Origin of the sequence: Longicatena caecimuris (genome assembly GCF_018406465.1) — a bacterium.
Classification (GTDB): Bacteria; Bacillota_I; Bacilli_A; order Erysipelotrichales; family Erysipelotrichaceae; genus Longicatena; species Longicatena caecimuris.
Window position 1 is genome coordinate 765220 of the sequence record NZ_AP024510.1, and the last position, 19071, is coordinate 784290.

At 38.6% G+C, this 19071-nt stretch carries 20 protein-coding genes; 17 read left to right on the top strand and 3 right to left on the bottom strand.

Features of this window, described 5'->3' with window-relative positions; all coding sequences use genetic code 11:
• Positions 1 to 52: 52 nt before the first annotated feature.
• Both KJS44_RS03635 and KJS44_RS03640 read right to left on the bottom strand, forming a co-directional pair.
• Positions 53 to 1369 carry a hypothetical protein gene (locus KJS44_RS03635; protein WP_008689600.1) on the bottom strand — a complete coding sequence of 439 codons (1317 nt, stop codon included), beginning with the start codon at positions 1367 to 1369 and terminating at the stop codon, positions 53 to 55.
• 114 nt (positions 1370 to 1483) lie between these two features.
• Positions 1484 to 2428 (bottom strand): magnesium transporter CorA family protein, encoded by a 945-nt coding sequence (locus KJS44_RS03640; RefSeq protein WP_008689599.1) that lies wholly within the window; start codon positions 2426 to 2428, stop codon positions 1484 to 1486.
• Between the two features lie 471 nt (positions 2429 to 2899).
• Here KJS44_RS03640 and KJS44_RS03645 point away from each other — a divergent pair, with 471 nt between their 5' ends.
• Positions 2900 to 3373: a GNAT family N-acetyltransferase gene (locus KJS44_RS03645; RefSeq protein ID WP_008689597.1), complete on the top strand. Its 474-nt coding sequence runs from the start codon at positions 2900 to 2902 to the stop codon at positions 3371 to 3373.
• 71 nt (positions 3374 to 3444) lie between these two features.
• Here the strand turns inward: KJS44_RS03645 and KJS44_RS03650 are convergent, their stop codons facing one another.
• Entirely contained in the window at positions 3445 to 3981 is a 537-nt protein-coding gene (locus KJS44_RS03650; RefSeq protein WP_008689595.1) for a DJ-1/PfpI family protein, read from the bottom strand.
• A gap of 231 nt (positions 3982 to 4212) precedes the next feature.
• On the opposite strand from KJS44_RS03650, the gene KJS44_RS03655 reads away from it, so the two are divergent.
• The 16 genes from KJS44_RS03655 (at position 4213) to KJS44_RS03730 (ending at position 19065) form a co-directional block, all read left to right on the top strand.
• On the top strand, positions 4213 to 5559 hold the full coding sequence (locus KJS44_RS03655; protein WP_008689593.1) for an alanine/glycine:cation symporter family protein: 1347 nt from the start codon (positions 4213 to 4215) through the stop codon (positions 5557 to 5559).
• Positions 5560 to 6699: a glycerate kinase family protein gene (locus tag KJS44_RS03660; protein WP_008689591.1), complete on the top strand. Its 1140-nt coding sequence runs from the start codon at positions 5560 to 5562 to the stop codon at positions 6697 to 6699.
• Positions 6700 to 6735: 36 nt separating this feature from the next.
• Positions 6736 to 7743: a hypothetical protein gene (locus KJS44_RS03665; RefSeq protein ID WP_008689589.1), complete on the top strand. Its 1008-nt coding sequence runs from the start codon at positions 6736 to 6738 to the stop codon at positions 7741 to 7743.
• Positions 7744 to 8006: 263 nt separating this feature from the next.
• On the top strand, positions 8007 to 8366 hold the full coding sequence (locus KJS44_RS03670) for an ArsR/SmtB family transcription factor (RefSeq protein ID WP_008689587.1): 360 nt from the start codon (positions 8007 to 8009) through the stop codon (positions 8364 to 8366).
• Positions 8366 to 8962, top strand: coding sequence for a class I SAM-dependent methyltransferase (locus KJS44_RS03675; RefSeq protein WP_008689586.1), 597 nt, complete (start codon positions 8366 to 8368; stop codon positions 8960 to 8962). Before KJS44_RS03670 ends, KJS44_RS03675 begins: the two co-directional genes overlap by 1 nt.
• Positions 8963 to 8976: 14 nt before the next feature.
• The gene (locus KJS44_RS03680) at positions 8977 to 11451 is read left to right on the top strand and encodes a heavy metal translocating P-type ATPase (RefSeq protein WP_008689584.1); all 2475 of its coding nucleotides are present in this window, start codon (positions 8977 to 8979) and stop codon (positions 11449 to 11451) included.
• 214 nt (positions 11452 to 11665) lie between these two features.
• A complete protein-coding gene (locus KJS44_RS03685; RefSeq protein ID WP_008689582.1) occupies positions 11666 to 12115 on the top strand; it encodes a hypothetical protein in 450 nt (149 codons plus the stop codon).
• Between the two features lie 152 nt (positions 12116 to 12267).
• On the top strand, positions 12268 to 13290 hold the full coding sequence (locus tag KJS44_RS03690; RefSeq protein WP_008689580.1) for an alpha-hydroxy-acid oxidizing protein: 1023 nt from the start codon (positions 12268 to 12270) through the stop codon (positions 13288 to 13290).
• 14 nt (positions 13291 to 13304) lie between these two features.
• The gene (locus KJS44_RS03695; protein WP_008689579.1) at positions 13305 to 13694 is read left to right on the top strand and encodes an inorganic diphosphatase; all 390 of its coding nucleotides are present in this window, start codon (positions 13305 to 13307) and stop codon (positions 13692 to 13694) included.
• A 115-nt stretch (positions 13695 to 13809) separates the two neighbouring features.
• A complete protein-coding gene (locus tag KJS44_RS03700) occupies positions 13810 to 14289 on the top strand; it encodes a DUF4358 domain-containing protein (RefSeq protein ID WP_026006697.1) in 480 nt (159 codons plus the stop codon).
• Positions 14290 to 14298: 9 nt separating this feature from the next.
• Entirely contained in the window at positions 14299 to 15117 is an 819-nt protein-coding gene (locus KJS44_RS03705) for a YihY/virulence factor BrkB family protein (protein WP_008689575.1), read from the top strand.
• A 17-nt stretch (positions 15118 to 15134) separates the two neighbouring features.
• Positions 15135 to 16457: a 23S rRNA (uracil(1939)-C(5))-methyltransferase RlmD gene (gene rlmD / locus KJS44_RS03710; RefSeq protein ID WP_008689573.1), complete on the top strand. Its 1323-nt coding sequence runs from the start codon at positions 15135 to 15137 to the stop codon at positions 16455 to 16457.
• Positions 16458 to 16854: 397 nt separating this feature from the next.
• Positions 16855 to 17577: a sugar isomerase domain-containing protein gene (locus KJS44_RS03715; protein WP_008689570.1), complete on the top strand. Its 723-nt coding sequence runs from the start codon at positions 16855 to 16857 to the stop codon at positions 17575 to 17577.
• A gap of 160 nt (positions 17578 to 17737) precedes the next feature.
• Complete coding sequence (locus KJS44_RS03720) at positions 17738 to 18232, top strand: PTS sugar transporter subunit IIB (protein WP_008689568.1); 495 nt, start codon at positions 17738 to 17740, stop codon at positions 18230 to 18232.
• Positions 18219 to 18623 carry a PTS sugar transporter subunit IIA gene (locus KJS44_RS03725; protein WP_008689567.1) on the top strand — a complete coding sequence of 135 codons (405 nt, stop codon included), beginning with the start codon at positions 18219 to 18221 and terminating at the stop codon, positions 18621 to 18623. Before KJS44_RS03720 ends, KJS44_RS03725 begins: the two co-directional genes overlap by 14 nt.
• Before the next feature lie 28 nt (positions 18624 to 18651).
• A complete protein-coding gene (locus tag KJS44_RS03730) occupies positions 18652 to 19065 on the top strand; it encodes a PTS sugar transporter subunit IIA (protein ID WP_008689564.1) in 414 nt (137 codons plus the stop codon).
• Positions 19066 to 19071 lie beyond the last annotated feature (6 nt).

Here is a 19071-nt window from a genome sequence, read left to right on the forward strand (position 1 = left end):
AATACCTACTGTGTAACCAATATGGCAGTAGGTATTTTTTATCTAAAGTTATTTATAAATCATCGTTTTGTTCATGCGTATCTTTTGAATAGGTTTTTCCATCAACGTTAATTTCTGTATCAAACGTGATGTGGGAAACTCCGTAGGAGGGATAGGTTTGTACCAAAGCATCTGGGAAACTGTTTCCTGCTTGATACGTAGTGAACTCACGGTAAGGATAAACGAATGCATCATTGCGATATAGGATGTCTATATGCAATAGGCACTTTTCCTGATAGGGCGAGTCGTATTGCATGATAAAATAACTCTTACGTTTGTTTCCTTTTTTGAAAGAGAAGGATTCATCATCATAAATTTCACTGGCATAATGGTGTTTGTTCTCTTGATAGAGCTGTACATACTTAACCATGGTGTTATCTTCTTCCAGTTTTTGCATCGTCAATTGTGCTTTCATCATGGCAGTATGTGTCGTTGGCAATTGTTTCCAATCGATGAATCCTAAGATCATGATCGCACCATCCGTACTTCTAGCAGTCACACTGGTGAAAGGAAATGCAGGCAGCTCATCATAATGGATTTTTGTGGTTTTTACTTTGAAGTTCGTTGCCGTATTCAGAACAAGGGCATCTTCATTGCATAATTCTGCAGCAATAGCTTGTGGCATGCCTTTCTTGATTAGCGCTTTTTGTACTTGGGTAGAAGCTGGTGTTACTTCTTCATAGGACACGGTTTCATAGGTCATAAACATTTTGGTCATTCCATACACCCCAATGGCGAGAACGCTTGTGTAAATAAGAGCGATGGCGAAAAAGGATACATGAGGTTGTTCTGTTTCTATTTGGATATCGGCGTTCAATAATTGATGAATGGAGTGAAACAGCTGATATGCTATATAAATAAGCAATCCCAATCCTATGATGATGGCAATAATTCCAAATAGAAGAAAGAAATAACTTAGTAATACGAAAAGGATATAGAGCAGAAAAGCAATCCGTACGTTCTTCATAGGGTAGCGTTGTGTTAGCTGCGCATCGATATAAAGTGATTCTATCGCCTTTGAAAACTGTTGGATAAAATATACTTGTAACGCGATGGATACGATGGATAGCAGTAAGATACCATCCATATAAGGAGTAGCAGCTAAGCTTGTTTGTATTAGAAAGAGAATGGCCAATCCAATCTCGCTGAAAAAGGCATGCTGAAAGTATGCATTGTGTCTATGTAATGTCCATAGATGGTAGGTCATAAGGCCTATACCGATCAATGGTAAAAAAACATCCAGATAAGCAAATTGCACCGTAAACATCGTTAAGCATAAGCCTACAACAATGCGTCGCAGAATGTGTGTCGTATGTTGTTGATTTTCCATAATTTGATTCCCCCTTGCGCTTTATTGTAGCATATATGATTTTATATCCATAGATGGCTTAAGATATCTTAAGATGTCGCATAAAAAATCCCATAGCTGACTATGGGCGTATGTTTAATGGAACATATCTTTTTTCTTAAAGATAAAGGTGGCAATTACACAGGCAATAATGGCGACTAAGGTAGGGAACCACCATTGTGGAATTGGCAAACCTTCTACATTCATACCATAAAAACTGAAGATAATGTTTGGTATCGCCATGACGATGGTAATAACGGTTAATACTTTCATAACAATATTTAGGTTATTAGAGATGACGGAAGCGAAGGCATCCATCGTTCCTGATAGAATACCGGAATAAATATTACACATCTCGATTGCCTGATGGATTTCAATCATCACATCTTCTAGGATGTCCTGATCTTCTTCATATAGTTTGATCAGCTTTCCACGCATGATCTTATTGAGCGTAACTTCATCTGATTTTAAAGAAGTCGAGAAGTAAACAAGAGATTTTTCTAAGCCCAACATTTGAATCAATTCTTTATTTTTCATAGATTGGTGAAGATTACGTTCTGTTCTTGAAGATACGCGATCAATCTGACGCAGATAGATTAGGAAACGCTGTGAAATCTTCAACAGCAGCAATAATAAGAAACGCGTTTTAAGATCTGTATTCATCCCTTTAATACGACCTTTTGCCATATCTTCGATATTGAGATTATCATATAAAGAGATTGTTACGATACAACCCTTCATAATGATAACACCAAGTGGTAAGGTTGTATAAAGCAATGTATTTTCATCTGTATTTTCATCTTCATCAGCATTAGGATAATCGACAATGACAAGCGTTTGTCCTTCGTCTTCATCATGATCGATATGAGAACTTTCTTCTTCATCCAAACTCGCTTTGACGAATTCAGGGAGAACACCAATTTCTTGAATTAAATAATCACATTCTTCTTGGGTAGGCGCAATAGCGCTGATCCAGCATCCTTTTTCTGGTTTGTCGATTTTTTTGGTCATCGTGCCAAAAGTTTTGTAAAATTCAATCATACGTACCTCCTTTTTACAGGAGGCTGGTTTGTATACTGCCTCCTGTTATGTGTTTTCTTATCTTATTTTGACATGGGCTTTCCGGCTCTGGAGACATATACAACACCTTCTTTCTTCTTAGCTTGTTTATTATAGCACAGTTCGTTTCACTTGTGAGTGTCCTACATAACTTTTTTTATAATTTATATCCTATTTTAAAGGATAACCATGATAACCCAGCTGATTTCGTAATTTGTGTTTTCTTTTTCTATATGGTAAACTTAATAAAACAAAGCGATAAGCTAATTTGGAGGCGATATTTTCGATGGTGGATATTTCTGCTGTCGGCAACGGTAAATGGATAACGAGAATAGGGCATAAGGATGAATCATCCATTTTTATGTTACCTAATTTTGTCCTTGCCGTTAGGATTTTTATGCTTGCGGCACAAGGAGTGCTGTTTTTTTATGTTTATTGAAAGGAATGAAAAAAATGCGAGAAATACGTTTATTAAACATGGATGAAAAGGCGGATATCAAAACTATCTTATTAGCGTTACCTGATTGGTTTGGTCTTCCGAATTCTTTAGAAAGTTATGTAGTAGAAAGTCAAAAGCTTACTGTCCTTGGTTGTTTTGAGGAAACAAAGCTGATTGGTTTTATCACCTTAAAGCCAACGAGCGAGAAAACTTTAGAACTGTATGTGCTCGGGATTTTGCCGACCTATCATCGTCAGGGAATTGGCAACACCATGATGCAAGCGGTAGTGGCCTATGCAAAGACGCATGGTTATTATTATCTTCAGGTGAAAACATTGGCACCTGAGGCGAAAGATGAATATTATTTAAAAACCTATGCCTTTTATCGTTCGCTTAATTTTGTGGATGTAGAGGTATTACCATTATGGGATGAATGGAATCCCTGTCAAATGATGATTTGTAAAACGGAAGAAGTTACTTGTAAATAGGAAAAAAGCATATGGCTAGCGTCATTTGACAGCAATCACATATGCTTTTTATTTAGGATAATGAAAGTCTTTTAATAATAATAGATTTCGTTTTTTACTGCTTCGGCCTTTTCTTTACCTGCTAGCTTTTCAATGATAGCAAACGCAAAGTCAATTACAGCTGCTGCACTTCTTCCGGTGATCAGATTGCCATCCGTTACGGTATATTGATCTACATACGTGCCATTGAAATCTTCATTCATGCTAGTAAAGCAGGTGTAGTTTTTACCTTTTAAATACCCTTGACGGCCTAATATGGTCGGTGCTGCACAAATAGCGGCAACAACTTTATCTGCATCCATGAAGGCTTTTAAAATAGCCATGACGTTATCATTGGCTTCTAATTTCTGATAATGTGGTCCTCCAGGGAAGAACAAAACGTCATATGCATTCGGATCGATCGTATCCAGATCTAACAGATTGCTCATCGTGATATGGAAACGTCCGCATGCTTCTTTTGCGGATACGGCACTGATATCCATGTCAATTCCTGCTCTTCTTAATAAAGCAATGGTTCCTACAGCTTCTAATTCTTCATAACCATCCGTTAAAATACATAACACTCTCATAAAAATGCCTCCTTTTTTCAACATCATTATACGCCTATTTTTCATCAAGTGGGCAGTAAATGCATCTTTTATCAAAGAAGCACAGAGTACTATCTATCTGATGCAGGATAAGCAAATCATTTTCAAGAAAGAAACAGGGATATGCATAGCATAAAAAGGTCGTAAGCTGCCATCACGTCATCATTTTTCGTTTCACAAAGGAATACACTATAGCATAGGTGAGGTGTGGCTATGAACAAGCTTATGTACATCAATCAAGTGCTGAATGGCTTTGTCTGGGGCAAATATATGATTTTCTTTTTATTGTTTACAGGTATATGGCTGATGATCGTGACAAATTTTTTACCTTTTCGTAAGATCAAACTGATATTTCATAAGACCCTTGGGGCTTTAAAGAAAACCAATGCCCAAGAAGGTATTACACCTTTTCAAGCAGTATCGACAGCTTTAGCCGGTACATTGGGTGTTGGCAGTGTCGTAGGGGTTACCACTGCTTTGACCATGGGAGGACCAGGTGCCTTATTTTGGATGCTCATCAGTGCCATCCCCGGTATGATGAGCAAGTATGCAGAGATTGTCTTGGCAATTCACTATCGTGAAAGAAGTGAAGACGGCAGTTATATCGGAGGTCCGATGACGACGCTGGAACATGGCTTGCATCTGCGATTTTTTGGTGTTTTATTTGCTGTATTTTGTGTGTTTGCCTCTTTTGGGATAGGTAATCTGACACCGGCTAATACGATTGCCCACACCTTGCAAACGTATCTGCCTCTTTCCCCTATGCTTATCGGTATTGTATTGGCATTGATCATCGGCATCATCATGCTAGGCAAGGCGAAAGGAATTATGCGTTTTAATGAAATAATCATTCCCATCATTTCGATTGGCTATGTGCTGGCTTGTATCTATTTACTGCTTCTGCATATGGATGAATTACCACATGTCTTCACGCTCATCTTTGATGATGCCTTTGATTTCATGAGCGCGGCCGGAGGTATCAGTGGCTTTGCCATTTCCCGGGCAATGCATTATGGCATATCGCGCGGCGTATTTTCTAATGAGGCCGGTATGGGAAGCTCTCCCTTATCACATGCCGCTGTTGTAAATGTGAATGCAGTGGAACAGGGCTTTTGGGGCATATTTGAAGTATTCTTTGATACGATTATCGTCTGTACATTGACAGGTCTTGTCGTTTTATCCAGTGATGCATGGGGCCAAAGTCTGGAAGGTGTTGCCTTGACCGTAGCTTGCTTTGAAGAAGGGTTTGGTTCTTTTGGTGGTATGCTGTTTGCCATTGCCATCATATCCTTTGCTTTACCTTCGATCTTAGGATGGTACTACTATGCAATCACCTGTCTTCATTATTTATTCAAAACACGTATTATGATTGTTTGCTATTCACTGCTCTTTCTTGTTTTGCTAATATATGGCTGTGGTATGGAACTGGGCTTTGTTTGGGAAGTCGCAGATACCTTAAATGGTCTTATGGCCATACCAAATCTGATTTCACTAGTGCTTTTATATAAAACTGTGGTAAAATTAACGAAAGAATACTTGCGCGTTCATAGGAGTGATTAGATGAAGATAGTAATTGCCTGTGATTCCTACAAAGGATGTATGACTTCACGACAGGTAGCCACACAAATTGAAAAAGGTATCCACCGTCTGGATACCTCTATTGAAACGGTATCCTACGTGATTGGTGATGGGGGAGAAGGCACGGTTGCGGCTTTTCATGAAACCTGTCATGGCATAAAACAGCCGGTACAGACCAGTGATGCGTATGGTAAAAAAATCATGAGCGAGTATACCATCATTGAAGATGGCCGTTGTGCGGTGATTGAAGTGGCGAATATTATCGGCTTGAATATGCATGAAAGAGAGCGCAGAGCACCATTTTTTGGCAGTAGTTTCGGTGTCGGCACGGTTATTTTGGATGCTGTAGCAAAAGGCTGTAAAAAAATCATCATCGGCTTGGGAGGCAGTGCTACCAATGATGGCGGTATGGGGCTGTTACAAAGCTTAGGCGCGCGTTTCTATGATATGAATCATAAATATTTATCTCCGCAAGCGATGAATCTGGAAAAGATTCGTTATATTGATTTGAATCGTTTAAATAAATTAGAAGGTATTGAATTGATTGCGGCTTGTGATGTGAAAAATCATTTGTTGGGGGAAAATGGGGCAACTTATGTTTTTGGGAAACAAAAGGGCTTTTTTCCTAATCAAATCAAAAAGGTGGATATGGCGATGCAGAATTATCGCGATCAGCTTTATCGTTATACCCATGTGGATATTGATACTTTTGAAGGCGGTGGAGCTGCCGGAGGAATTGGTGCTGTATTGATAGGCATTTTGCAGGCGAAGATGATGCCCGGTATTGAGTTGTTAATGAGTTATAGTGACATTGAAGATCAGATACAAGATTGTGATCTGGTCATCACCGGAGAAGGACAAAGTGATCGTCAGACGATGTATGGCAAAGTGCCGGCTGGTATTTTGAAAGTGGCCAAAAAACATGATAAGCCAATTATTTGTATCAGTGGAGCCTTAGGCATTGGTTATATGGATCTATATGAGTTAGGCTTTGTTGGTATTTATAGCATTGCCGATCGTGCCATGACGTTTCAACAAGCTTTAGAAAATGCACCCGAAAAATTAGAATTAGCTGCATATGGCATTATGCGGACAATTTGGTATTTTAAAAATCATTCTTGAATAGAGAAGGTATAAGCAAATAATGAAAGGATTCTTATGAAAATACGGAAATGGCTGATGGTCATTGGCAGCTTACTATGTAGTCTATTGCTTCTTATATGGGGAGTACAATACTTCTTTCATGATCATCTATCTTCCTATGAGATAACAGATCTAAGTAAAAAGGAACAGCGATTGCTTAAGACTTTTTATGCGAATGATCATATCGTCAAAGGGGAATTGTTTGATATTGCATACGATTATTTTTATACATATGATGATTATCAAATAACATTGTTGAAAAAAGTGGATGGAACTATCCATGATCTGACAATTTCTGTCTTTGCTTATCAGCAAGACAAAGAAACTATCAAAGTGATGGGTCGTTATCCTTTAAATCAAGTATTTCAAGATGATCTCATGCAGGATATTATGCAAACACCACATGTCTGGAAGATGAAGGGCAGAAGCCTGTTTGATGTCGCTAATCGACACATGAGTAATCGTATCAAGGTAGTAATTGCATATCGTGATGGTAAAGAACAATTTATGCTGGAAGCACCACACATAGCAATAAAGCAGCTTGTAAAGCGAAAGATAGAAAACGGACAACCATTGCAAATCAGCTATTTTCAAAACAAAGAGAAATTATTAAAAGGCGATACTGTTTGGGATAATGAATATACAGATATGTATAAGTATTTGATAGGATTGTTTTATTCATCATTTCCAACCTATCAAAAAGAATTGGATGTGATCTTTCCCCGCTATCAAAAAGAGCGCGAAGAAGATTGTTTGCGCCTCTTGCAGTTGGCTTTGATCACGGATGAACAATACGCAAATAGCGTAAAGTATTATGATGATATTAACAGTACCCAAACCAAGCGTTGGATCTTGCAGAAATTAGACTCGATGGAGCCTATCATACGCCAAGCATATACAGAACAATCGACGAATGAAAATACATTATGTTTTCTATTAGAACTGAAACAGCAGGTGTATGAAAGATTAAACGATCAAAAGAAAGCCAAAGCGTATGCGAACGAACTGGCAACCTTAAAGTAAACTGGTTGAATGCAGAAAAAACGTTATATAATATTATGGTAAAAAACAGGAAGTAGGATAATCATTCACGCTCTGCTTGTGATGTTCTACTTCTTTTTTTATCCATCACGAAGCAATGGAAGGATGAGAAAGAAGTCTTTTCGATTCATCGAACTCCTTCAATTTTCATAAAAAGTGTTTACAAGCATAGAAAAATGACATATAATAGGTTTGCAAAACATATGAACAATTGTTCATATGTTAGAAAGTTGAGGATGCATGTGATGGCAAAAGAAAAACTAGAATGTGAAGAACGGCAAATCCATGAAGATGCCATTGCCAGAATCAAAGCGGACATGCTGAGTGTGGAAACGGGGAATGAATTATCTGCCTTGTTTAAAATGTTTGCGGATCCCACCAGATTAAAGATATTAGGTATGTTATTTAAAGAAGAGCTTTGTGTTTGTGATATTGCTTTTCTTTTAGATATGACACATTCCGCAGTATCACATCAGCTATCGGTCTTACGGCAGAATCGTTTAATTAAATATCGCAGAAGCGGGAAAAATGTTTTCTATTCTTTAGATGATGCACATATCCAACAAATCTATGATGCAGGTTTAGCGCATATCTTAGAACATTAATGCTAAATACAATTGGAAAACAATTCGCCCATCCCAATGGCATATGTGGCAGGTTAGCAACTAAAGTAATGAATCTTATGAATCATAAGATGTATGATATGGTACTCATGCATCTGCAAACTACAGAAGCAAGAACGATTTTAGATGTTGGCTTTGGTAATGCGCAAGTACTTAAAAAAGCATTGCGTCTTCATTCTGGCACATACTATGGAGTAGAGATCAGTGAAACAATGATTAAAAAAGCCCGGCAGGATAAAGCTTTGCAAGGCACGGAACTAGTATATGGAAAGGTCGAAGAACTGCCGTTTCAAGATGAAATGTTTGCGTATCAATATAGTATCAATACGATATATTTTTGGGAAAGTCTGGATCAAGGGTTTCAGGAACTATATCGCTGTGGAAAACCTGACAGCATTTGTGTGATTGCTTTTTATTCAGCATCCTGGCTGAAACGCAAACGAAGGCTGTTTCCCATGTTTCATTGTTATGAAAAAGAAACGATCCTACAGAGCATGGAAAGTAATGGTTTTACAAAGGAATCCCTATTAACAATGGGGAAAGACAAGGGGTATTGTCTAATCGCGCGTCGTAAATAAAGGAGGTAGAGAGAATGCAGAAGATTTATGTCTTAGAAGGCTTGGATTGTGCAAATTGCGCAATGAAAATAGAGCGACAAGTAGCAAAAGTTAAGGGGGTACAAGAGACCAATGTGGATTTTGTCACAAAGAAGTTATATGTAGAGTATGAAGATGCGACAATAGAGGAAGCAATCCTTTCTACAGTGACAAGCATTGAACCTGAGGTTGTACCACGTGAAGTTAAGCAAAAGAAATCGATGGAAAATAAATCGCAGAAACATGTACATGCACAGGAAGACAGCTGTTGCGAACATGCACATTCTCATGACGAGGAACATGAACATCATCATGATCATGATGGTTGTTCTTGTACACATGCACATGTAGAAGAAGTACGGGAACTGCAAGGGGCAGACAAGTTGTATCTTACAGGGTTAGATTGTGCAAACTGTGCGGCCAAAATAGAACGCCATGTAGCGGGCATGGAAAATGTAGCTGATGCCAGCTTGAACTTTTCAAATGGGATCTTATTTGTTCAGATGAAAGATAAGATGAAAAAAGAAGAAACGCTGATGAAAATCATGGAGGTAATACCAACCTTAGAAGATGGCGTTCTTGTGGAAAAAGAAAAAAAGGTGCAAGAAATGGAACCCCAATATAGTATGTTTTCTTTTCGCAACAATGCTCAACTGTATAGTGGAATTTTCCTTTTTCTTGTAGGACTTTTCTTTCATGAAACAGCTTATAGCGTATGGATTTTTCTGGCAGCCTTTGTGTTTGCCGGTGGTAAAGTTGTTATCACAGCTATGCGTAATGTGTTAAAAGGTGAAGTGTTTGATGAAAATTTTTTGATGAGTATAGCAACCATTGGCGCCTTTGCGATACAGGATTATGAAGAAGCTGTTGCGGTTATGATTTTTTATGAAATCGGTGAGATGTTTCAATCCTATGCCGTAAATCGTTCTCGAAAATCCATATCTTCCTTAATGAATATTCGCGCCGATTATGCAAATGTGCTTGATGGAGAGCAGGAAATCAAAAAAACACCGGAAGATGTCAAAATCGGTGAGCTCATCCTTGTGAAACCGGGAGAACGCGTACCATTGGATGGGATAATTATAAAAGGAAGCAGTGCGTTGGACACGTCAGCATTAACCGGAGAAAGTATGCCTCGCGATGTCCATATAGATGATGAAGTGTTGGCTGGGGTTGTCAATTTAAGTGGTGTATTGACCATGAAGGTTACCAAACCATATGGGGAATCAACGGTATCTCGTATTTTAGAGCTAGTGGAAAATGCCAGCAGTAAAAAAGCACCAATGGAGAAATTCATCACCAAATTTGCCAGAGTCTATACACCAAGTGTTGTTGCTTTAGCAGTTGCTTTGGCGATATTGCCTCCTTTGTTTAGCAATCAAATTCATGTTATGGATATGCTGGAAAGTGCTTTGACATTTCTGGTTGTCTCTTGTCCTTGCGCATTAGTAGTATCCATTCCATTAGGCTTATTTGCTGGAATCGGTGCTGCCAGTAAACAGGGAATCTTGATAAAAGGTGGTAATTATTTAGAAGCATTGCAGAATATTGATACTGTGGTATTTGATAAGACGGGAACGCTGACCAAAGGTGTTTTTCGCGTTGTAAAGGTCGATGCACAGCAAGGCAGTAAAGAAGCATTGCTGCAACTGGCGGCATATGGTGAATATCATTCTTCTCATCCTATTGCCCTGTCTATCAAAGAAGCTTATGGAAAAACGATAGATGCATCTTGTCTAGAACATTATGAAGAAGTTGCCGGTAACGGCATACAGGTTACCATTCATGGAGAGAAGGTATTGTTAGGTAATGAGAAACTGATGCGGACACATGGCATATCGACCGTTCCATGTCCGACACCGGGCACCATCATTCACATAGCGAAAGAAAATGTGTATCTTGGCTATGTGCTGATCAATGATGAAATGAAAGAAACAAGTAAACAAGCAATTCAGGAACTAAAACGAAATGGGGTCAAACGCTGTATCATGTTAAGTGGAGATCGCAAAGAAGTTGGCGAACATGTGGCAAAAGAATTAGCATTGGATGAAGTGCATATGCAATTGTTGCCAGCGGATAAAGTAGCACGAGTTGAGGAATTGCTGCAACAAGAGGATGCCAAACATAAACTGGCATTTGTCGGTGATGGTATGAATGATGCGCCTGTGTTGGCCCGTGCGGATGTCGGTGTTGCTATGGGTGGTATCGGAAGTGATGCAGCCATAGAAGCAGCGGATATCGTGTTAATGAAAGATGATCCACTTGCTTTAAGTGAAGCAATTCGGATTGCCCGTAAAACGATGTATGTACTATGGCAAAATATCGTTTTCTCTTTGGGTGTTAAAGGAATTGTATTAGTACTGGCAGCTCTTGGTATTGCCAATATGTGGATGGGCGTTTTTGCGGATGTTGGTGTCACCTTGCTTGCTGTCTTAAATTCGATGCGGATATTACGTATGAAAAAGAAATAAGAAAGCAATATGAAAGATGTAATCAAAAAAACAGATTGCATCTTTTTCCTTTATCCAAAGCAGCAGGATGCAAAAGATTAAAGGAAAAATGTTATTCCTTGGAAGATGATGTAACTATTTGTAATATTCTATGTGAAATTATGGAAAAGATTGCAAGAGGGAATTGATTTTTGTTATAATGGGGTTTCCATTTATATGTAATTGAGGTGATGATATGAAAAAAGTTATCATATGTTTGTTTACCTTCGCCTTGGTGATGACAGGATGTGTCAGCACAACATCGAAAAAAACCAATTCTGAAAGCAAGGTTATAGAAATTGGTGTGGATGATGCCATCGCAAAAATACAGAAAAAGCAAAGCTTTGTCTTGTTGGTAACCCGTAAGCAATGTGAATATTGTGAAGCTATGCTAGAAATGCTTAAGGATACCATAAACGATCATAACTTGGTCATTTATGATACGATCATGCGAGATGATACAGTAGAGCATCTAAATGAGGATGTGGATAAGTTAAAGGCATATCTGGATCGTCCGGATCAGACACCGCATTATTATTACATCAAGAATGGCGAAGTTGCGGATGCGCAAAAAGGCTACACCCAATTTCAACCGGATCGATTTTGGGAGTGGGTCGCTAAGAACGATTTAGAGGGTATGAAATAGTGTGCAATAAGAAAGATACGCATTTTAGATGATATGAAATGAAAGAAACTGTGAAAATTTTCTAAAACTATTGATAATTTCTTTCATCACCAGTATAATATATAAGAATACGTAATGAGATCCTTTTTGATTTTAGAAAGTGATGTGTGAAGATGAAGACATGGAATGAGGTTTATGCAAACGCAAAATCACAGTGTGCCAAATGTCGATGCTGTCCTGTTTGTGATGGCAGAGCCTGTCGCGGTGAAACTCCGGGTCCCGGCGGAAAGGGCAGTGGCAGCGCCTTTGTGCGAAATAGTGAAATGCTGAAAAAGATTTTGATTCAGATGGATACAATTACTTCCAATGAAGAAATTGATACAGCTTCCGATTTTTTCGGACATCCGGTAGCTTTACCGGTGTATGCAGCACCAATCAGCGGTATTGAACAAAATTATGGCGCTAAGATGCGTGATGATGATTATACCAGAGAACTGGTTGAGGGTTGTCTGCAGGCAAATACATTAGCATTCACCGGTGATGGTATGCATGATGAAATGTTTAAAGGACCAATGGAAATTGTAAAACAACACAATGGATATGGTATCCCGACCATCAAACCATGGCAATATGAGCATATGAAATGGCGCATTGAACTGGCAAATGAAGGAAATGCATTGGCCATTGCTTCCGATATTGATGCCAGTGGTCTTTCTAACTTGCGAAACAGTGTGACGCCCGTTGGTTTTAAAAGCGTAGAGGATTTAAAGGAAATAAAAGCCATGTGCAAGGTGCCCTTTATTTTAAAAGGCATTCTCAGCGTAGCGGGAGCGCGCAAAGCTTTGGCAGCTGGGGCAGATGGAATCATCGTTTCAAATCATGGTGGACGTGTTTTAGACGATAGTCCAAGTGGTATTGAAATGTTGGAAGAAATCGTAAACGTTGTGGATGGACGTATGAAAGTCTTTGTGGATGGTGCATTCCGTAGCGGTAATGATGTCTTTAAAGCATTGGCATTAGGAGCTGACGGTGTTCTGATTGGCCGCCCTGCATCACAAGCAGTGATCGGCGGCATGGCAGAAGGTATCCGCATTTATATGGAAAAGATTCAGCTTGAATTAAAAGAAGCAATGGCAATGTCCGGTTGCAAGAGCATTCAGGATATTACCAGAGATAAAGTTATAGTTACATTTTAAATAGGAGGACGACTATGAGTTCATTTGAGAATAATGCCTTTTTCTGGCAAAAATTAGATACCTTGTATCTATCAAGCAAACTGGTCATTGACCGCCCACGCAACACTTGTCATTACAAGTATAGCAATATGATTTACCCTGTTGATTATGGATATTTAAATGATACAACAGGTTCTGATCAAGCACCGATTGATGTATTTAAGGGCAGTGAAAAAAGCAATCTGGTACAGGCGGTTGTTATCAGTGCCGATATCCTGAAAAAGGATTGTGAAGTAAAATTATTGATTGGCTGTAATGAAGAAGAGGAACATGATATTTTAGAGTTCCTGAATCAGACAGAGTTCCAAAAAGCGGTATTGATTCGCAGAGGAAACGATGTTCCAGAATGGGCCGTTAACGATTAAGCTGACATGTTCAGCTTCTTTTTTTGTTAAAAACGAAAGCGCAATAAGAAAGCGTCATCCCTTGAAAGGTATGGATAAAAACCTGATTTCATATACTGAAGCAGGAGGGATGCATATGAAAAAGATCATTTGTTTATGGCTTTGTCTTTTTGTTCTATGCGCGTGTACAAAACCAGGAAGTTTTGAAGATGGGAATATAGATATGGAAAAAGTCATAGAGGAAATAAATGAAGAGATTGCGGATGGTCATTGGAAGATGGGATTGTTACAGGATGAAGCGCTAAGCTTACAGGAAGTAGAGAAGCAATATCATATGGATATGACACAAATCAAGGATTGCCGTGTTCAACAGGCACTTATTCCGGCACAATTGAGTGAGGTAGCCCTGTTTTTAGCCAAACCCCAGGCAGATACCATGCTGAAAAAAGCTATTCAAGAACATAAAGAAGATTTGAAGCAGCGCTATGCGGGGATACTCATGGATGGGAATACGCTAATAGATTCGGCATTGCAAGGGCGCATTGGGCAATATTATTATTTTGTTCTTGGTGAAGACGCAAAAAAGGTGGTACACTATATGCAGGAGATAAAGTAGGTGTGAGCTATGTACAAAATAAAATGTTTGTATCGTGAATTCACTTCCTTTGAAGGGAGCCTTTTTAAATACTCGCTCTCTTTTTCTCTTTTATTAGCACTGGCTCCATCTTTGCTGATATTTGCATTGATGTTTAAATTCGCTTATCTTGATGATACGATCATTCTCAACTTTATCATGAATTTTATACCGGATGGCAACTTGGAAACGATCAATCAGCTGTTTCAGTTTTTTACGAGTAAGGATTATAGTATCTTATCCTTTATCGTTACGATGTGTGTTTCCTTTTATCTGGCAAGTCGCAGTATTTTTTCTTTTCTTTTGATTAGCGCATCTCATGAAGAAGTCGATGTTCCAAAATGGTCGATTCGTATTAAATCAGTCGTACTCTTTGTCAATCTGGCAATTATTATTGTAGCTGCCATTTTTATTGCGACAAACTTTTTAGAATTTCTCCCACTGATTTCTTCTTTGATCATGCTGATGTTCTTCTATATGATGTATCGGGCATTGAGTTTTCGCCGTCATGATTGGAGCTTTGGGTTATTGGGGGCAATGTTTTCGACGATTTGTATTATGGGATTGGCCACGTTATTTGTAACAATTGTAAAATATTTTACATCTTATCAAGACGTGTACGGACCATTGGCATCCCTTGTCACATTGTTGTTGGCAATTTATCTGATTTCCTGTATCATATACTTCGGATTCTGTTTGAATTTGGTGATGGAAGAAACATATGGTCGTGAAGCAGAATTGCCAATGAAAAATGAACGCATCTTTCACTGGGCACGAACCATCAGTGATAAAATAAAAGAAAAGCTATAAGAAATAGAGGTAAACATATGAAAGTAGTAATTAAAAAAACGGGAATCAATGGGGAAGGTATCGGCTACATTGATCGATTGCCGGTATTTGTAGCAGGGGCATTGGTTGATGAAGAGGTTGATATTCGTGTGGTAGAGCGTAAAAAGCGTTATGCCATTGGAGAAGTAAACCGCATTATAAAGAAAAGTAAGGACCGTATACAACCGAAATGTCGTATGCAGCATATCTGTGGAGGCTGTCCTTTGATGATCGCTCGCTATCCACGGCAATTGGAATATAAAAAAGATGTGTTGAAACAGTCTTTGATCAAATATGCACAGGTAAATCCAAGAAAAATACAGAATGTCTTACCGAGTGCAGATATATTTGGCTATCGCAATCAATTTAAGATGCCTTGCGCGATGGAAGAGAAGCGTTTGGGAAGCGGATTGTTTATGCCCAATTCAAATTATTTTATTGATATCCGCCGTTGTTTTGTACATGAAGATGAATTAGAAAAAATGCGCGCACGTATTATGGATATATTAAACGCTGATGGCTATCTTGGCTATGATCACCATCAGAAAAGTGGGATTCGTAATCTAGTCGTACGAGGATTTGACAATCGCTATCAATGTACGATCATTACCGGAGAAGATGAATTGTTGCCTCAGACAATTGATAAGCTGATGCGCTTACCGGGCATGTACAGCTTGTGGCAAAGCATACATACGATTAAGAAAACACCGGAAATTTTTGGTCCGAAAATGATTTTTCTGGCAGGGGAGAAATTATTGCCCTTGCATCTGGATGGTTTGGATTTGGAAATTTCACCTCGTTCATTCTTTCAGTTAAACACCAAACAGGCAATTCAGCTATATCGCACCATTGCGTCCATGATTTCAGGCAATCATGAATTCATCGTTGAAGCTTATAGTGGAATCGGTGCCATTTCTTTATACCTTAAGGATAAAGCAAAAGAAATCATCGGCATTGAAAGCATTAAGGATGCTGTTGTAAATGCGAATCGCAATGCGAAAAAGAATGGCTGTGCACATGTGTCTTTTGTGTGTGATGATGCGGCCAATAAGCTTGTCTATTTATCGAAAAAGCGTACAATTGACGTATTGGTTGTCGATCCGCCGCGCAGTGGATTGGATGATGCGATGTTGGAATGCATCTTGCGCAGCAAAATTAAAGAAATCGTCTACGTGTCTTGTAATGCAGCAACGCTTGGGAAAAATTTGGCAGTATTGCAGAGTTGTTATCATGTGGAAAAAGTAGTACCGATTGATATGTTCCCACATACTCCTCATGTGGAAACAGTAACGTTATTAAGACGAAAAGAAAGACGTAAATAAATAAAAATAGATAGTAGGTATCTGCGTAATAGACTATGAGAATTTGCCTGATTCTTCTAAAGGCATATATTGATAATCAAAATTGTAAGTTTATATTTTGAAAAACAAGGGCCTTTTTATGTAAATCGAATTGATTCATAAAAAGGTTAGTGCGCCATAGTAGGAGAGAATTTGCACCCACCATAAGTGAAAAAACGTTGATGATCCTACATAATTTTCATATCGAAGGCATATTAGTAGATAATTTTAAGCTATATGCGCATTTATCCAAAATAATTCTGCACCTATGCATGGTGCATTTTTTTGTCATTTTTTCCTGCACCATAAAACGTGCATTTTTTTATATGTGAAAAATATTGCTCTCTTCTTACAATAAGGGCAGAAAGGAGATGAATGAATGTATCAGAAAATTTTTGAAACCGGTATACAGGTCGTCAAAAAAATTCAATCCACGCAGCAAACTGCCATTGAGCAAAGCGCGCAATGGATTGCAGAAGCCTTCCTAAATGGACATACCTTTTTTGTCAGTGGCAGTGGGCATTCTCATACGGTTTGTGAAGAATTTTATGGCCGTGCCGGAGGGTTAGCGTTTACGGTACCCATCCTTACCAATGAATTGACCATGACGGAACATCCTACCAAAAGTTCTTATATCGAAAAATTATCCGGCTATGCAGCGATTCTTTGTGAACTTTACCATATTACAAAAGATGATGTTCTTGTCATTGCTTCAAATTCGGGGCGTAATGCATATCCGGTTGAATTGGCACAATGTGCAAAAGAAAAAGGTGCTCGTGTCATTGCGATTACTAGCATCAAGCATTCTTCGGCAACGACATCACGAGCAAAAAGCGGTAAGAAGCTGATGGATATCGCGGATATTGTGATTGATAACTGCGGAGAATTAGGTGATGCCTGTTTAGCGGTAGAAGGATGTAATGTTGCTATGATGCCAACCTCCTCGATTGCGAATACGTTCATCGTTCAGGCAATCAGTGTGTTAACAGCACAATATATTGCTGAAAAAGGAGGAACTCCACCTGTCTTTATCAGTCTAAACGGATTAGCAAAGCAAAACATTAACGATGACCTTTATCAAAAGTATACACGTCTTTACTAACATAGCATGCGTCATAATAAAATTTGCACGAATATAGGTGCAACGATTTACATATCGCTGTAACCTAATCTATCTTAAAATAATAGTGGAAACGTTATATTTTAAATGGAGAAAACGATCTTTTCCGAAGTAGTGATATGAAAAGCGAAGGAGGTAGCACATGATCAAAGTATTGCGTGTAGATGATCGCCTGTTGCATGGACAGGTTGCACAAAGCTGGACATCCTTTTATCATATTGACAAAATTTTTATCATCAATGATGAAGTGGAGAATGATGAATTTTCTAAAGTCACATTGAATTTAGCGAAGCCTAAAAATGTTGAACTGCTGTTTTATGAACTTGCTGCATGCCGAGATGCTTTATTAGATGCCTTAGAAAATGATGATCGCGTGATGGTCATCGTTGAAAATTTCAGTGATGCTTGGCAGCTTCATGAGATATTACCTACGATTCACTCTATTAATGTGGGTGGTTACCGCAATAAATCAGATAAAGAAGCCATAGTATTGAATCGTTTTGTGATTTTGCGCAAGGAAGATATTGAAATTTGTCAGCGGCTCATGAACAAAGGTGTTAAGTTGGAAATTCGTCAAATACCTGCAGAAAAGGAACAATTGATAGATCTAAGTGAGGTCAGACATGGAACAGGATAATACGATCTTGATCGTAACACATGGAAACATCGGCAAAGAGTTATTGGATAGTGCCTCCATGTTTATAAAAATTGAGCAGCAAGTCCATGTTATCGGACTTTATGCGGATGATGATATAAACGATGTTCACAAAAAAGTAGAAAACTTTATATCGCATCACGCCGCTGTCTTAATTTTAACCGATTTGCTGTCCGGGGCGACAACACGCATAGCTGCATTATCCTTGCAATATCCACAGGTAGAGGTTATTACGGGTATGAATCTGGTAATGTTGATTAGTGCCATTCGTGAAAGCTTAAATTATGATGTAAAGACATTGGCTGCTGTCGTGAAAAAAACAGCTGTAGAAGATATCGTAAATGTTCGCAAACGAATAGATGATGAAGAATAAACAGGAAGGAGAGAGGCACTTGTACGAGATGCTGATACTATCGCATGGTGCTTTAGCAGAGGGGTATCATCAGACGATGAAAATGATTTTAGGTGAGGAACCGGATATAACATACTGCGCACTTGAAGAGGATGATTCAAGTGAAGATTTGGAAAAGAAAATTCACACCTGTATCCATTGGCAAAATTCTATGCCATTGCTCGTATTAGCAGATATCTACAGCGGTTCACCTTGCCGCAGTGCTATTACGCAGTTATTTTCCAGTTCAAAAAAGAGTTATTTAATAGCCGGCATCAGCCTGCCTCTTGTTATGGAAGCGTATTTACAAAGAAATGGGGAATTATCACAAATTGTGGACAATCTCATTTCCGTTGCAAAAGAAAATGTGATTAATGTGAATGAGTTATTACTGAAAACAAAACAAAATATGGAAGACGAGTAAAGGAGA

Excerpts from the sequence above, each read along its gene's own strand:
- KJS44_RS03635 (WP_008689600.1), bottom strand. The coding sequence starts at position 1,369 with ATGGAAAATCAACAACATACGACACACATTCTGCGACGCATTGTTGTA.
- KJS44_RS03640 (WP_008689599.1), bottom strand. The coding sequence starts at position 2,428 with ATGATTGAATTTTACAAAACTTTTGGCACGATGACCAAAAAAATCGAC.
- KJS44_RS03645 (WP_008689597.1), top strand. The coding sequence starts at position 2,900 with ATGCGAGAAATACGTTTATTAAACATGGATGAAAAGGCGGATATCAAA.
- KJS44_RS03650 (WP_008689595.1), bottom strand. The coding sequence starts at position 3,981 with ATGAGAGTGTTATGTATTTTAACGGATGGTTATGAAGAATTAGAAGCT.
- KJS44_RS03655 (WP_008689593.1), top strand. The coding sequence starts at position 4,213 with ATGAACAAGCTTATGTACATCAATCAAGTGCTGAATGGCTTTGTCTGG.
- KJS44_RS03660 (WP_008689591.1), top strand. The coding sequence starts at position 5,560 with ATGAAGATAGTAATTGCCTGTGATTCCTACAAAGGATGTATGACTTCA.
- KJS44_RS03665 (WP_008689589.1), top strand. The coding sequence starts at position 6,736 with ATGAAAATACGGAAATGGCTGATGGTCATTGGCAGCTTACTATGTAGT.
- KJS44_RS03670 (WP_008689587.1), top strand. The coding sequence starts at position 8,007 with ATGGCAAAAGAAAAACTAGAATGTGAAGAACGGCAAATCCATGAAGAT.
- KJS44_RS03675 (WP_008689586.1), top strand. The coding sequence starts at position 8,366 with ATGCTAAATACAATTGGAAAACAATTCGCCCATCCCAATGGCATATGT.
- KJS44_RS03680 (WP_008689584.1), top strand. The coding sequence starts at position 8,977 with ATGCAGAAGATTTATGTCTTAGAAGGCTTGGATTGTGCAAATTGCGCA.
- KJS44_RS03685 (WP_008689582.1), top strand. The coding sequence starts at position 11,666 with ATGAAAAAAGTTATCATATGTTTGTTTACCTTCGCCTTGGTGATGACA.
- KJS44_RS03690 (WP_008689580.1), top strand. The coding sequence starts at position 12,268 with ATGAAGACATGGAATGAGGTTTATGCAAACGCAAAATCACAGTGTGCC.
- KJS44_RS03695 (WP_008689579.1), top strand. The coding sequence starts at position 13,305 with ATGAGTTCATTTGAGAATAATGCCTTTTTCTGGCAAAAATTAGATACC.
- KJS44_RS03700 (WP_026006697.1), top strand. The coding sequence starts at position 13,810 with ATGAAAAAGATCATTTGTTTATGGCTTTGTCTTTTTGTTCTATGCGCG.
- KJS44_RS03705 (WP_008689575.1), top strand. The coding sequence starts at position 14,299 with ATGTACAAAATAAAATGTTTGTATCGTGAATTCACTTCCTTTGAAGGG.
- rlmD (WP_008689573.1), top strand. The coding sequence starts at position 15,135 with ATGAAAGTAGTAATTAAAAAAACGGGAATCAATGGGGAAGGTATCGGC.
- KJS44_RS03715 (WP_008689570.1), top strand. The coding sequence starts at position 16,855 with ATGTATCAGAAAATTTTTGAAACCGGTATACAGGTCGTCAAAAAAATT.
- KJS44_RS03720 (WP_008689568.1), top strand. The coding sequence starts at position 17,738 with ATGATCAAAGTATTGCGTGTAGATGATCGCCTGTTGCATGGACAGGTT.
- KJS44_RS03725 (WP_008689567.1), top strand. The coding sequence starts at position 18,219 with ATGGAACAGGATAATACGATCTTGATCGTAACACATGGAAACATCGGC.
- KJS44_RS03730 (WP_008689564.1), top strand. The coding sequence starts at position 18,652 with ATGCTGATACTATCGCATGGTGCTTTAGCAGAGGGGTATCATCAGACG.